This window comes from Paenibacillus sp. TAF43_2 (assembly GCF_052113545.1).
In the GTDB taxonomy this organism is placed as follows: Bacteria; Bacillota; Bacilli; order Paenibacillales; family Paenibacillaceae; genus Pristimantibacillus.
Genome location: NZ_JBFRDK010000038.1, coordinates 1 through 15,872 on the forward strand (window position 1 = coordinate 1; position 15,872 = coordinate 15,872).

Consider the following 15,872-nt stretch of genomic DNA (forward strand, 5'->3'; position numbering starts at 1 on the left):
CTGTACCGTTATCAACCGATAACAATGAGACGACGAAGCCGGATACGATGACCCAGGATAAAAAATAAGGCAGGTAGCTAACCGTTTGAATGATGCGCTTAAACGCCATATTTCGAATCTCATTAAGCATGAGAGCCAAAATAATCGGTGCTGGGAAAGAAATGAGCAGCTTTAAAAAACTGATAGCTATCGTGTTGCGCAGCACATTAAAAAATTCCGGAGCATTAAAAAATAGCCGAAAATTAGTCCATCCCACCCAACGGCTATCCCAAATCCCTGCGAAAATGTCATATTGCTGAAAAGCCATTAACACCCCATACATCGGAATATAACTGAATACAAATACGAAAATGATTCCGGGTAAAACCATAGATTGAAGATCCCATTGTTTCATAAATAGGCTGCGTCTAGTTGGCTTTGAGTTGATTTTCATTCGCCTTTTGCTCCTTTGCCAAGATTAAATAAATCAGACAACATAGGTATTTAATATCTCTATTAATACTAGTTCGATCCGCTTCTAACTGCTGCTACTGCTGCAGTTCATCCTTCCGATAGGAATAGTTCTAACAATGCTATGGAACCGCTTTCAGCAAACGAAAGATTCAATGGCACCAAATTTGATCAGGAGCATAGCTGGCATGATTCGATTACAGATAATTCCCACTCACTATAATTATTTTTCACATCGTTTTTTGAACATTTTGAATATTTCGAATATTTTTTAGCTTAAATTCGGTTAAGCTATTCATAATATCGGGTGATACCTCCTCACCACTGCTCTCCATGGCTAGAATGAGAGCACCAACCACCGGCTCTGTATTTAAAATAGTAATCGAACAACGCGGCGCTGCTTGCTTAGCCTTTCGTTCAATAATACTCCGCAGCAGCCCGTCCTGATCGCCGCGTGTCAATATACTGCCTGCCAAGACAATATCGAATTTCTCCTCGTTCATAGCTAATCGATTGATAGTTGCTGCGGCCGCTAAACCCAATTCTTCGCCCTGCTTTACCAAGATACGCCTCGCTACTTCATCCCCTTGCTGCACGGCATCGAACAACAATCTTGCAACTTCGACAGGCAAATAGTTGGAGTAATCAAGGAAATTATCCCTTAACGCCTCGACGCTTTCATACCCTAATTTATTTATCAGCAAATTCGATAAGCTCGTTTCTTCCTCTCTTCCCTCCCAGGCACGCATTACGCTGCGGAATACCTCTATACTCAAATCTTGCCCTCCGCCAAAGTCGCCGAACATATAGCCGAATCCCCCGCATTGAAAGGATTCGCCTTTTCTGTTCATTCCCGAGCAATTCACCCCTGTTCCACAGATAAGAACAACACCAAATGGATGATTCGTTCCTGCTCGAAGCGCTATTGTTGTATCACACGAAATATTTGTATTCGGAAGATTCATCTTCTGAATGATTGGCCTTAAGATGCGATAGTCGCTTTCTCTGTCCGCACCAGCTAAGCCAAACCAAGCAAATTCGATTTGATCAACGGTTAATTGGGCTTGCCGTAATGCATCTGAGACTGCACTACGCAGGGTATCTTCCGCTTGATCACGATTTGTTTGGTGATTGCCGTTTCCCCCACTTCCTACACTCRGAATGGTTCCCTCAGAATTAGCGACGAGGGCATAGGTTTTACTTCCCCCTGCATCAATACCCATATAGTATTTCAAGTAAATCGTCACTCCTATTTATATCGAGTTATTTTTTCTCAAGTAGGCCGTTGATTCTCTAATTAATAATTGGGGCGTAAGCTTGGTGATCGTCGTTTCCTGAATCGTGCCGTTAATATGCTTCAGGAGCAGTTCAACACCGATAGTGCCTAATTGTGCTTCAGGCTGCCTTACAGTCGTTAATCTTGGGAAAAACCCAGCAGCCAGCACCTGATCATCATAACCTACGACTGAAATATCATGAGGAACACTTAGCCCTTCTTCGCTTAGAGCATGGATAACCCCAAGTGCAATGAAGTCATCTGCTGCGAATATGGCCGTCGGCAGGCTGTCATCTCTAATCCATTTCTTAGCTACCTTGTAACCATCACTTACCGTAAACTGACTATACTCAATAGCAAATGGGGTTAGGCCTGCTTCGGACAAGGCTTGCAAGTACCCCCTTCTTCGCTCCTTGACACTCAAGAACAGCGTTGGTCCCCCAATATGGGCAATCTCCTTATGTCCTAGATCTATCAAGTGCTTCGTTGCCTCATACCCACCTAAATAATTGTCTACAACCACACTCGATACATCCTCATGCTCTTCTTGATTATCCAGTAGAACGAAAGGAATATTTTTTCTTTTCAACTCGGCGATATAGCTTTCTTCTTCAATCGGGGAGAGGACAATAATGCCATCCACCCTGTCCTTCTGAAATAAGAAATTGCTGGTGTCCCCTTCCCCCTCATTTTCCGATATAGACAAGGTTAGAAAGTATCCTTGCTCTGCTAATTTCCGATTGGCTGCCTTAATCACTCTATCGTAAAAAGAATCGTTAAGATTCATAATGGTCATGCCAATAATTCCGGTCTTTCCTCGAATCAGGCTTTGGGCAGCGGAGTTGGGCTGATAATTCAATTCTTCCATCGCCTTTAATACCTTCTCCCTGTTCTTTTCACGAACAGACGGTGCATTATTGATGACTCGGGAAACCGTTACAACAGATAAGCCGGATTTTTTTGCCACATCATGTATATTCACTGTAATGTTGTTCTCCTTTTAGTAAGTATTAAAGTTAAATCCTTTTAATTTCAATGTGATGCTAGCATCCATCCAGCATTGTGTCAATCCTGGATGGATGCTAAGCGTTGTGTATCCTATAAATAGCTGCTTAACGCACAATCTTAACCTCATTGAACAAGGCCTGATTGGAGGTAGAACTGCCTGGATTGCTTAGAGCCAGCCCAATGTAAGCTCCGCTGTTCATGGTCAACGTGCGTCTGCCAACCTCTGTCCAGCTGACCCCGTTGGAGGAGATATAGCCAATGAATTGATTGTTTATTCGCTCCAGCTTAACCCAGCGAGGCAAGGACGCGGCAGTTACAGTGTCCGTTGTTACGCCTCCAGCTGCCTGCCTGTATTGAAATGATGCTCCATTGCTAGGGGTGATAAGCATGTCGACATGCCTCGCATTGGCACCCAAAGTCTCACGAATCATGACTCCCGCTTTTGCCCATCCGTTCATATTTGTCATATTGGAAACCTTAGCGATAATCGATCCATTACCGGTTAACGGAAGATAAGCGTATCGCATTTTGTCTGCGGTTCCCCATATATCAGTGTCTCTGCTCGATAAAGTATAAGTTCCTGACTGAAAATGGGCAGCTCCTGTAGTCGAGTTAATATCCGTGGTTTTCCACAGTACAGGCAAAGCGCCGCTAAGCGAGACATGATCGATTATCGCTTGACTATTGGCCGAGCTGCTCGAATTGCTCAGTGCCAAACCTATATACACATTACTGCCCATTGCGATTGATGCGCTGCTCACTGCGGTCCAGTTCTCCCCATCTGTAGATATCGAGCCTGTGAACTGATTGCCGCTGCGCTCCAGCATTAACCACGACGGAGGAGCTTCAGCTATAATATGATCGACTGTGTTCCCTTGGTTAGCTGCGCGGTATTGAAATGCGGCTCCATTCACAGGAGTTACGATCATGTCCGCATGTTTAGCATCCACAGCAAGCGTTTCACGGATCATTAAGCCTGCTTTCGCCCAGCCATCCATATTATTCATTCCTGCAACCCTAGCAACAATCGCTCCATCCCCTTGCAGAGATTGATAGATGTAGTTTAATTGATCCTCATTGCCCCATATATCCGATGCGTTGCCAGACAATGTGAAGACCCCGCCGCTATAGCTAGCACTACCTGGCTTAAAGCCAATATTTCTTGCCTTCCATTCCGTTGGAATATTCGCTGCATAGTCTTGTGCCACAGGCCAGGTCCTTCGCGAATTAATATCGCTTAGCACGTTCTCATCCCAAGCTCCATAGGAGAAGAAGGAGAGATGAGTCACTTGTGGAAAGTGATCTCTAATACCGCCATATACCTCCTGATATTCATTCACTGTCCAATCGTTATCCAGTGTTGGAACAATCGTTACTCCAGAGCCAGCAAACGACGATGTATCTGACAAAATCCCATTGGCGCCATAGACCCATTCCGTATTAAATTCCCAATCATCAAAATAAGCCATTGGTGCAACAAAATCAATCGCATCCTTGAACTTCGCAACATTCTGACCAACCTCTGTAAATTCCGGCGGTAAAATATAAACACCGAGCTCCATATCTGCTTTTATCTGATCGATGTCTTCACGAACGTCCTGCACATAGCCGCCGATTTGATCCGTTCTCCATTCATTCCATTCATTCCTGCGATTAGAATCCACATTAAAGTTAATATCGAGCGGAGAAAATCCGTAAATACTCTCGTATAGGTTAACCGTGTAGCTGCTTACATCCATGTTGTAATCGTCAAATCTCAACCAATCGAGTACCACGCCATCTATATCATAGTTGCTTACAACCTCTTCAATTATCGAGCGCTCATAGGCTTGAACATCGGGATGGATCGGGTTGACGAAATATTCACTGCCATTCGAGCCTGTAAAAGGGACTACATTGCCGTCAACGAAAGCGTGCATTTGCCAGCTTGGATCCTTAAGAAATGCTGCCTGATCATGGAACTGGGGAATCCATGCACGAACTTTGATACYATACTGATGCGCCTGCGTGATCACATGCGAAAGCGCGTCGAAATTCTCATAGCCGGCGGCAATCGGGGCAATCGCACTGTCATAGAATACATGACCAGAAGGCACCTCATCGTCTTCATCCTGCTTCACGTTCATACTAATAATATCGACATTGTACTGAACAGCTTTTTGAATGAATGCCGTTACGTCAGCTACATTTCTAAATTGGTTAACGGTCCGCACAATGATCTCGGTTCCGAACGGTGCTTGTTGGCTTGCCTGAACTCCTAATGAATGAGTAGGAAATAGAACACTGACAATTAACACAAACACCAGCAATTTCAAACCTTTTGTTTTAATCACCCTAACATCTCCACCTTTTTCGTTAAAAGTTTAAAGCATTTAACTTTCAGGCTAAAAAAAATGTTAAAACCGTGAGATCACATTTTGAACGACTAACTGTTTGATGATTAAGTCCTAATATTGGTTAGTTTTTCAAGTTGTTATTCAAACTACTGCAAGCATCTCGAAAGTTTAAAGCTTTTAACTTTAGCTAGATATTATCACTCAATCGGAAATACGTCAATAACTGGAAGAAAAAATATTGTTCTTCAGTGCTAAGTGATTCGGTACTATACTGACAAGAGGAACACTACATTCAGGATGTGTATCAGGTGCCTCGCATTTATCCGATCACGTTCGCAGTGGACACAAAGGGAATAAGGGGGTAGAAAAAGGAAAAGAACTCCTTACACCCGTCCCCAAGCGGAGCGTGCAAGAAGTTCCTATCGAAATATTGGAGTTACAGCATCTACTTGTTCAACCTAAGCTTCTTCGACATACTCCCAATCTGGATAAAAACTACATTATTTAACGACGCCATGGGGATCTATAACAAATTTCCGGGAAACGCCGCGATCAAAATCTTGATACGCTTTTGGTGCATCATTTAATGAGATAAGTGTGGCATTCACGGCTTTAGCAATTTGTGCACGTCCGCTCATGATCGCCATCATTAATTCTCTGTTGTATTTCATAACTGGCGTTTGGCCTGTCACAAACGTGTGGGACTTCGCCCAACCGAGACCAAAACGAATTTTCAATGTTCCAATTTTCGAATCCTCATCCACAGCACCCGGATCCCCTGTTACATAAAGTCCCGGAATTCCTAAGCTGCCGCCTGCACGAGTAACTTCCATAATGGAGTTCAATACCGTTGCTGGCGCTTCGCCATGCCCCTCCCCATGCCCATGCGCTTCAAAACCAACACAATCTATCGCCGAATCTACTTCAGGAGATCCCAAAATTTGATCAATTTGTCCAGCCAAATCACCATTCTCACGCAGATTAATCGTCTCACAACCAAAGCTTTTCGCTTGGGCTAGACGCTCTGCATTCAAATCGCCGACGATAACAACCGCTGCCCCTAGCAATTGAGCAGAATGCGCTGCAGCAAGACCTACCGGACCTGCACCGGCAACATATACCGTTGAACCCGGGCGAACCCCAGCACTAACTGCACCATGGTAACCTGTTGGGAAAATATCGGAGAGCATCGTTAAATCCAGAATTTTTTCCATTGCTTTCTCTTTATCTGGGAACTTCAATAACTGAAAGTCTGCATAGGGAACCATGACATATTCGGATTGCCCGCCCACCCATCCGCCCATATCCACATAACCATAAGCAGAACCAGGACGGTCTGGATTGACATTTAAACATATATTTGTATTACGTTCTTTACAACTGCGACAACGTCCGCAGGCAATATTAAAAGGAACAGAGACCAAGTCACCTTTTTTTATAAACTCGACATCACGACCTACTTCAATGACTTCACCTGTTATCTCATGACCTAAGATAAGACCGGATGGAGCCGTTGTCCTTCCTCTAACCATGTGCTGATCGCTTCCGCAAATATTCGTTGTAATCACTTTCAGAATAACCCCATGCTCACATTTACGACCTACATTCAATGGATTGACACCCGGTCCATCCTTCAATACCAAGTCTGGATAAGCGGTGTCTCGTACCTCAACACTTCCCGGCTTGCTATAAACAACTGCCTTGTTTCCAGACATGTTCTCATCTCCATTTACTAGATTATTTAATTACAGTTTAGATGCTTTATCAGCCTGTATGCCTAAATAATGAAGATTCTTTACCACGAAATTATGCAAGTGCAAGCTTAGTTATACGTCCATCGAAAATCCATTCCGCAACATAGACAGAACCCTTGGAATCCACACAAATACCATGTGGTGAACTAAATTTATTATCCCTGTAGTAAGACTTAGGCAAATTCGGCCAGCCTGCTTGTTTGTAAGCCTGCTGATCTTCACCTAAATGACAGATCAACCGATCATTTTTGTCGAAGATCGTAATCCGACTGTTTAAGTCTGGGAAGAAGATATCGTCTCCGTGATAATAGAAGCTGCAGGGCTGATCCATATCATCGACGATGGCTCTTTTGAAATCGCCCTGTAGAGTGAAGACTTGAATCCGATGATTGCCACGATCAGCTACATAAACTTCTTCCATACCGCTGCGAATATCAATCGAAATACCATGCGGGCAGTTCAACTGTCCTAGTTCCGTACCTTTCCCACCCCACGAACGGATATATTCTCCTGCTGCTGTATATTGATGAATCCAGCTTTGTCCATACCCATCGGATACATAAATATCACCATTTGCCGAAACGGCTACATCTGTAGGGACATATTTAAGCTCCTCGTTATAAATATCAGGACGATCAGGTGTTCCCAATGTCAATAAGTGCTTTCCGCTCAAATCCATTTTCACAACATTACCGCGAGCTGTGTCTGTGATATAAAGGTATTCGCTATTTTGCTCCTTATGAAGATAAAATCCGTGTGCGCCACCCTCGAACTCTTCGCCCCAAGCCGCTTGAAATTGTCCAGTCTGATCAAATTTGAAAATGGAGGGTTTTCCTGTATGAAAGACATAAACATTATCCTGTTGATCTACGACGATTCCATGTGTATAGCCAAACTCCAAGTGAGAAGGAAGCTTTGCCCAGCCTTGAACAAGATCGTAGCTGCGTGCCGTATTTCCTAATTGCGGTGTTTTGTTTGTGATCATATTTAAATCCTCTTTTCCTTAGTTGAGTGATTAACTTTTTTGTTAGCAAACGCTATCATGAATTGGCTCATCATTTGATTTAAGATCAGCTTCTACCCGCCCGCGAATCAACAAATGATAGTGTTGTCTGATATGATAAACTCCCAAACTAAATTAGTCTTTGAACTGACGAGACTTAATTTTGCACTATGTGGACATTTTGATAAAAAAACGGAGATTTGATCATTGCTTCTTCATTAAAAGAAGAAGGGAAGGCTTTTCTGCCTCTCCCCTCTGTACGAAAAGGCAGGCGCTTTTTCTGCAAACGACGCTTTCGGAGACAAGCAGGACACACACAGGAACAAAGCCAGACTGAAAGGCACAATCAGTTACTATTCTTTAATTCATTGATATAATCAGCCATCAAAATAACTCGGCTTTCCAAACGCGATTTTTCAGCGGCGAAAGCAATCAGATGGCTCTTTACAGAGACACCTGCACCTGTAAGCCCTTCTTCCTTCCCATCACTCCGAACAAGACGTACGAAATCRCTCATTATACCTGTATCACCGCCGCCATGACCTGCCAAGTCCGTATCCAAAGTGATAGTCTCCGTCTCCCGAGTAACGAAGCTCGTCACTTCAATTACATTCTTCTCCATATCGCCTCTGATCTGACCATGAGTGCCCATTAGCTTCACCGAGCGTCCGCCTTCATAAGTAAATGCGCTCATTGTAAACGCAACCGTCACTTCATTTGCAAATTCCATGTTCACTACCTGATGATCGACCACATTGTTATCGCAATGATACACGCATCTTCCATATGGCCCATTTTTCAGTGCTCGAAGCACTCCCTCATCACTTGTATCGTTGCTAACAACCGTGCGAAGCACTTCACCCACCCAATCATCTCGTTCAATATACATTTTAGGTGCATAATAAGGGCAGCTGTCCTGTACCGGGCAACCGTCCAAACAGTACTTAGGCGCGCCTTCCGGCGCACTTTCTTTGMGGAAATGAGTTAATGAGCCGAAAGATGAAACTTTAGTACAATCTGCATCAACAAGCCATTGTAATATATCCATGTCATGGCAGCTTTTTGCCAGAATCATTGGACTCGAAACCTCTGAAGCACTCCAGTTTCCTCTTACAAAGCTATGTGCTTGGTGCCGATGTTCTACATTTTCAGTATGTTGAATTGAAACGAGTTTGCCGATTTTTCCCTCCGTAATAATCTGCTTGATCGTTGAAAAAAAGTCCGTATACCTAAGTACATGACATATCGAAAATACCCGATTATATTTCTCAGCATATTCCCCCATGACAATACATTCTCTTGGATCGGGTGACATCGGCTTTTCCATTAGCACATGGTACCCTTTCTCCAATGCTTTCAACGCAGGCTCATAGTGCATTTTATCCTGAGTACAGATGAGAATCGCATCGGCTAGCTTCGGCCCTGCAAGCAGATCCTCCCAGTTCAAGTAACAATTCTCATTCAGAACACCATGGTCTTTTTGGAATCGCTCTATTCGCTCAGGATCGATATCCGCAACGGCAACGAATTGAATGTCGTCTGGATGTTGCAAGGCATATGGAGCGTAAGCCCCTCCCCCTCTTTGTCCAGCTCCAATTAATACAGCAGTAATTTTTTTCATTCCTGTGCTCCACTCCATCTCTATTGTTAGTTAATATCAGCTTAAATAGGTTCGTCCATTTTGAAAATAATAAAAAGTTTGTATTTCTTCGAAAAGTAATACAAATCGACTACTATTTAATATCTTTTCTCTGAATGCAATCTGATAACTTTCAAGTTAATAAAAAAAGCCCAATATCCGCAATGGAATCAGGCTCTTCAGAACGATGCTAATATTGAAATGGCATATCATTTTCATGATCTATCTCTTGCCCAAGCTGCAGTCTGTAATCACTCAAAGACATGCCAAAATGCTTTTTAAATCGCGTGTAAAAATAATTATTTCTCTCTAGTCCCACCTTTTCAATAATGGATGTTAAAGGAAGCTGCGTATTGCGCATATATTCGTCCAGTTTTTGCATTCGCGTATCGAAAATATACTGCGCAATAGACTGCCCATGTGCAGTTTTGAATATATGGCCGACATAGTTAGATGATAACCGTAATTTTTCGGCGATAGAGCTCAGGCATAATTCTGTATTGGAATATTCCTGCTCGACAATTGCGACAATACGTTGGATTAGATGGTCATTACTATTGGAAGTGTTCCTGAGAACCTCCACTTTATTACACAGCTTCTGTAAAAATGAATCCATTACGCTGTCCATATCTGTACTCACTTCTGCATTTTGAATCCCGCGCAAAAACTTTTGTAGAGTTAAATCCTGGCTATCCTTTACTGCAGGCATCTTGCTTAGCACACTGGAGTAAACACTGTAAATCAAATGAACAATGCAATACAAAATTTCGTCGTAAGTGTATTGATATAACTTTGGACTGATACTTTGATAGATTGCGGCAGCAGATTCATAATTGCCCTCGAGTACTTTCTCAACCAACTGCTCTTCTTTCTTGACGGGTATATGAAAATTATCCGTGTTGATTTCATCCATCATGTAAGGAGTAATAATACAACCATGTCCGTAGCGCATCTTCAACAGAATGGAGCCCTTCATATTATTATACATGCTAGGTAAATGCTCAATCCCCTGAAACATCGTGCTGTACGCCATAGATAAAGAAATACGAAGATACTTAAGTGTATTACTGTGTACCTCGAGCAAGTAACGCTCCATTTTCTCCTGCAGCACTTTATATTGGGTTACTGTGGAACAATCCATAATCACYACGAATTTATCGGGCTCACTGCTGAAAATTTCGCACACACCATAGTCCGCTGCCAGTTCTGTTGCAATATTCACAATAGCATAGCGTAGTGCCCATCGTTCCTTCTGGCTATTCACAGATACAAATTGGCTGTAATTATCGATTTTAATGAGGCACATGCACAACTGACTGGTGGCGATATAATCCAGTTTGATGTCATGTAGTTTCTCCTGCACTTGGTCTATAGAGTGTGTAGTACTATCACTTAATAGTGCATTAAGAAAGTCTTGTTTGACCGCATAGCCAGCTTCATGGATTATTTTATCAAGCTGTTGATTTCTCTCCTTCATAGACTCGAATACAGACAAAATAAATTGAAATTCTTCCATTCTCGAAATGACTACATCGTTTTTCTCAGAAGCTTCGCCGTTAATAATTTTCGTAATCGTTTGAATCGGATGATTCAGTCTGCGAGCCAAGTACAGACAAATTATTGCGCAAATGATAAATACAACAACTACGATACCCGCAGACACCATTGATGCTTTAATTACATCCTTAAACGTTTCTTTTACAGGAGTAAGACCCATAATATACCAATTGTTTGCGTTGCTTTTACTGCTGGATACCAAATAGCTGATACCCCCAATTTCTCGTATCTGATTATTGCTTCTAACAAGTTCATTTGCTTGCTGGCTTAATCCGCCTACTTCACTCATATTATGCTCAAACTCCGTTGTGAGCGTCTTACTTAGAATAGAGCCGTTTGAATCAACGACTAAAAAAGAAGATTTCGTTTCAGGGTCATTGCCATTGATCGCTTGAATAGATTCCGTAAGCGCTTTCGTGCGAATGTTGACGACAATAGCATTTTTCAAGCCCGATAAAGTCTCCCCCGGTTCAAATAAGATATAGGAACATGTATCGGCCGATTGCGTTGCTTCTTCTACAGATGTCACAATAGGCCGACCACGATACTCCGCTATAAAGTTTTTATCAGTTAGCAGCGCTACAATCGCTTGATCTGAGAAGGTAGAGGCTGATTGGCGTTCACCGCTCCTTGAAGAATAAAACAAATCCGCCCCCGCATTGTAAAGATAAACGCTATCGATATCTTTTAGTGTCAGAAAGTGCTTGTCAATGACCTTGCTTGCTAAAATCGCCACGATCTCATCATTTTTCTTCATATTAATAAATTGGATGATATCTTTATCGCTGTACAGTGCATTTCCTAATTTTTTTGCAGTCTCATCTAGGTAGGTAATACTGTAATTGTAATGTTCAATCAGCTCATGATTGAAGCGGTTAATCATCGAGATACTCGTGCGTAAATAAGTAATGGTCAAGAAAACAGTAAGCAATACAGTGATGAGGATCGTAATAATCAGAAAGGAGAAGAATGATTTGCGAAAAAAGCTCGTACTGTTTTTTTCCAATATCCTCGGTAGCTTCATTGTGATCCCCCAGTTCATACGACTTCGATTTTCTATGTATTTACAATTATCATCATAATAGCATAAGTATCCATTTAGCATCACAACGATTAAAGCTCTTTGTAGATTTCATTATTTTTTAGAGATGCCATCTGTCGAAAAACTAAGAGAATGATGGTTTTGATTGTTGTGGATAAAAGTACCACTAAATACAATGAGGGAAGTAAAAGATTAATTGCAAGGAAGGGGGTGAACTCAATGAAACTAACTACAAGACCAATTCATAACAGAACATTGCGCAGCGTACGTAAACAGTTTCCTTTCTATTTAATGATGTCACCTGGTCTACTATTCATTGCAATCATGTGTTATATCCCAATGGGCGGTGTCATAATCGCCTTCAAAGATTACAATGCACGCGATGGTATATTCGGAAGCGCATGGATGGATCCGCTGTTCAAAAACTTCGAATTTTTCTTTAAATCCGAAACAGCGAGAATTGTTACGTTCAATACACTTTTCTACAATATCATAGAGATGGTTACCGTTACGCTCGGTGCACTAATATTGGCCATTCTATTGAGCGAAGTGAAAAATAAAAAGCTCTCAGCCACCTATAAAGGTGCTTTATTGCTGCCAGTTTTCCTTTCATGGATTGTAGTTCAGTATATTGTGTTCGGTATGCTTAGTGTAGACCGAGGTATTGTCAACAATATTATCGAATCAAATGGTGGAGAAGCTATTTACTGGTACAGTGAGCCTTCACATTGGCACTATATTCTTCCCTTAGCCTATTTGTGGAAGAATATCGGTTACTATTCGGTATTGTATGTAGCAGCGATCGCGGGGATTAATACGGACTATTATGAAGCTGCTCAATTGGATGGCGCTTCGAAGTGGCAGCAAGTCAAATATGTTACACTGCCGCTGCTGAAACCAATAATTATCGTCCTCATGTTGTTATGGGTAGGTAAGTTGTTCAATGGCGGATTGGGCGACTGGAATGGATTCTATACCCTTTCCAATGATTCAGGAGCACTATATGGTGCAACAGATGTTATAGACACCCTTGTATTCCGCTCTCTGAAAAAGCTGAACGACTATGGCATGTCGTCTGCAATTGGTCTATATCAGGCAGTGATTGGTCTCGTTCTTGTCCTGATTTCTAACTATATTATTAAAAAAACAGACCCCGACAGCGCCTTATTTTAATCGATCAGCGTAGAGAAAGGGAGGGATTTTCATTTTAGCAAGAAACTTTCACGTGTCAAAGATCGTGATTCATCTCATATTCATTGTATCAGCACTAACCTGTATTATTCCGCTGCTATTAGTTGTATCGATATCGTTTACAGCTGAAAAGTCGCTTATGGTCGACGGATACAATTTTTGGCCCAAAGTGTTTGATATTTCAGCTTATCGATACGTATTTAGCGGAGCAGGCTCGATTGCCAATGCATACGCAGTAACGATCTTTGTAACCGTTGTTGGTACGCTGCTGCATTTACTTGTTACTTCGATGCTGTCCTATTCGTTGACGCGACCTGAAGTTACCTATCGAAATGCACTCACTTTATTCGTGTACCTTCCCGTGCTGTTCAATGGCGGACTTGTTCCCTCCTACATTTTAATAACACGATATTTACATCTTAAGAATACCATCTGGGTTCTCATTGTCGTCTTCCTTGTGTCAGCGATCAACGTGCTCATTATGAAAAACTTTTTCAAATCGATTCCTAGTTCCTTGTTCGAGTCTGCACGCATAGACGGCTCAGGTGAAATTCGTACTTTTTTCAGTATTGCACTTCCACTTTCAAAACCGTCACTGGCGACTATCGGTCTGTTCACAGCGATTTCCTACTGGAATGACTGGACGACCACTGCCTTGTATATCGAAAAGCCGAAGCTGTACACATTGCAATATTTACTGCAATCTTTAATGAACAATATCGGCTATTTGCAAGCCAATGAAGCAGCCTCTAAATCTATGGAATCCGCTATCGGCATGCTTCCTAGTGAAGGAGCACGGATGGCGACCTGTGTACTTGCCATCGGTCCGATTATATTACTGTATCCTTTTCTACAGAAGTATTTCGAGAAAGGCTTAACAATAGGTGCTGTAAAAGAGTAATTTTACAAGAATCTAGTTGAGAATAAAATTAGTTTTTAGGGGGATATCAATGAAAAGAATTTCTATGTTGTTGATCAGCGTAACTCTGCTTCTCACCATGATCCTGTCTGGCTGCTCGAAGGCTTCACCAAACGCTAACGGCGATTCTACGACTCCAGCACCTGATACTAAAAATGCTGAAAAAGAAAAGGAAAAAGAAGAACTCGTTACCCTTAACTTCTATATGTCGAACAGCCCTGTCAATGACTTTGACCGCATCATGAACAAAGCTAATAAAATTATTGCTGAAAAAATCAATGCCAAATTGAATTTAGTACTTGTAGACGGCAGTACTTATGCAGATAAAATGAATCTGATGATCAATTCGGGCGACGACTGGGATCTTGCTTTCACTGCATTCTGGGGTGGAATTAATTACTTTGGAAACGCCGCAAAGGGAGCGTATGCTGACTTAACTGACCTTCTTCCTGTACATGCGCCTGAAACGTTTTCCCGCATCCCTCAAGGTCTATGGGATGGTGTGAAAATAAATGATCGTATTTATGCAGTTGTCAATTATCAGCAATGGGGCGTTGCCAAGCGCAGTGGCTTTATCTTCCGCGAAGATGTTCTCAAAGAAACGGGGTTTGACTGGAAAGCTGTTAAAGGCAAGCCAACCATAGAAGCTCTCGAAATGGTAGGACCATTCCTTGGCGAAGCGTTAGCTAAGCATCCTGATATGATCGGATTTGAAACTAGCGCTAATCATAGTTTTTTTGCCAATGAGCCGCTTTACTGGGATATGGAGCCTGTAGGTGATTTGCTAACTCCTGGCTGGGTCAATCTCAATGCGCCAGACAAAGTTATCAACCAGTTTGAAACTCCTGAGTTCGCTAAATACGCAGAAATTATGCGTGACTGGTTCAATAAAGGCTATGTGCGCAAAGATGGTGCAACGGTAAAAGATACAACTCCTGATCGTAAAGCTGGCAAAATTGTTTTTGCGATGCACTATGGCTGGCCTGACAGCATCGATCTTCCAGGTCAAGAGCAAGCTATGTCCATGACAGAATACAAAGATTTCCCTGCTCTATCCGTATCTACTACTCGTACATTGATTTCAGCTGGAGCTGCCTCCAATGCAGCTATTGCTATCAATTCAGGTTCAAAAAACGTTGAAAAGGCTTTGCAATTAATTGAGTTGCTAAACACTGATGATGATCTATACAAACTCATTACATTAGGAGAAAAAGACGTTGACTACACCTACAACGAAAAAGGTGACTTCACTCAAATTGAAGGCAAATATAATTTCAACTGGAATGAATGGCAAATCGGTCAATCCTTCAGCCCAACATTCAACCGTGCCGATCATGCCGAAAATGCGGCTGGCGACATGAAGAGAAAAGCTCAGTCAATCGTTTTTGAAAATGATCTGACAGCAGATGTTTCGCCATTATCAGGCTTTGTATTTGACCCAACTCCTGTAAAAACGCAAGTTGCCAACGTAGCTTCCGTTATGACTGAGATGATCCCGGCTATCAGCTCTGGTTCGATTGACCCGACTACAGCCGTGCCTAAATTCCTCGAGCGTTTGAAAACTGCTGGCGTAGATGACATCATCAAAGAAAAACAAGCTCAATATGACACTTGGAAAAAATAAAAATCTATCACTCAGTAATGAAATCCGGTGTATCGCTTACACCGGATTTCTATTTAATGAGCCAAGTAGAAGG

Annotated in this window: 10 protein-coding genes and 1 pseudogene; 3 read left to right on the forward strand and 8 right to left on the reverse strand. The window is 42.2% G+C overall.

Features of this window, described 5'->3' with window-relative positions; genetic code table 11:
• The 8 genes and pseudogenes from AB4Z17_RS10865 to AB4Z17_RS10900 form a co-directional block, all read right to left on the reverse strand.
• A pseudogene (locus tag AB4Z17_RS10865) lies at positions 1-433 on the reverse strand (sugar ABC transporter permease); the annotation flags it as partial.
• Positions 434-680: 247 nt separating this feature from the next.
• Positions 681-1,685: an N-acetylglucosamine kinase gene (locus tag AB4Z17_RS10870; protein ID WP_441959749.1), complete on the reverse strand. Its 1,005-nt coding sequence runs from the start codon at positions 1,683-1,685 to the stop codon at positions 681-683.
• An 18-nt stretch (positions 1,686-1,703) separates the two neighbouring features.
• A complete protein-coding gene (locus AB4Z17_RS10875) occupies positions 1,704-2,708 on the reverse strand; it encodes a LacI family DNA-binding transcriptional regulator (RefSeq protein WP_441912204.1) in 1,005 nt (334 codons plus the stop codon).
• 130 nt (positions 2,709-2,838) lie between these two features.
• Complete coding sequence (locus AB4Z17_RS10880) at positions 2,839-5,067, reverse strand: family 10 glycosylhydrolase (RefSeq protein WP_441959751.1); 2,229 nt, start codon at positions 5,065-5,067, stop codon at positions 2,839-2,841.
• Between the two features lie 503 nt (positions 5,068-5,570).
• Positions 5,571-6,785: a formaldehyde dehydrogenase, glutathione-independent gene (fdhA, locus tag AB4Z17_RS10885; protein WP_339204842.1), complete on the reverse strand. Its 1,215-nt coding sequence runs from the start codon at positions 6,783-6,785 to the stop codon at positions 5,571-5,573.
• Positions 6,786-6,876: 91 nt separating this feature from the next.
• A complete protein-coding gene (locus AB4Z17_RS10890; protein WP_441959752.1) occupies positions 6,877-7,809 on the reverse strand; it encodes a hypothetical protein in 933 nt (310 codons plus the stop codon).
• Positions 7,810-8,173: 364 nt separating this feature from the next.
• On the reverse strand, positions 8,174-9,448 hold the full coding sequence (locus AB4Z17_RS10895; RefSeq protein WP_441959754.1) for a Gfo/Idh/MocA family protein: 1,275 nt from the start codon (positions 9,446-9,448) through the stop codon (positions 8,174-8,176).
• A gap of 208 nt (positions 9,449-9,656) precedes the next feature.
• Positions 9,657-12,047, reverse strand: coding sequence for an AraC family transcriptional regulator (locus tag AB4Z17_RS10900; RefSeq protein WP_441959756.1), 2,391 nt, complete (start codon positions 12,045-12,047; stop codon positions 9,657-9,659).
• Positions 12,048-12,284: 237 nt separating this feature from the next.
• Between AB4Z17_RS10900 and AB4Z17_RS10905 the strand changes: the two genes are divergently transcribed.
• From AB4Z17_RS10905 to AB4Z17_RS10915, 3 genes are read left to right on the forward strand one after another with little or no spacing between them, the layout of a single operon-like run.
• Positions 12,285-13,238 (forward strand): ABC transporter permease, encoded by a 954-nt coding sequence (locus AB4Z17_RS10905; RefSeq protein ID WP_441912212.1) that lies wholly within the window; start codon positions 12,285-12,287, stop codon positions 13,236-13,238.
• Positions 13,239-13,290: 52 nt separating this feature from the next.
• The gene (locus AB4Z17_RS10910; protein WP_441959758.1) at positions 13,291-14,157 is read left to right on the forward strand and encodes a carbohydrate ABC transporter permease; all 867 of its coding nucleotides are present in this window, start codon (positions 13,291-13,293) and stop codon (positions 14,155-14,157) included.
• 49 nt (positions 14,158-14,206) lie between these two features.
• Positions 14,207-15,799, forward strand: a complete 1,593-nt coding sequence (locus AB4Z17_RS10915) for an ABC transporter substrate-binding protein (RefSeq protein WP_441959760.1) — start codon at positions 14,207-14,209, stop codon at positions 15,797-15,799.
• Positions 15,800-15,872 lie beyond the last annotated feature (73 nt).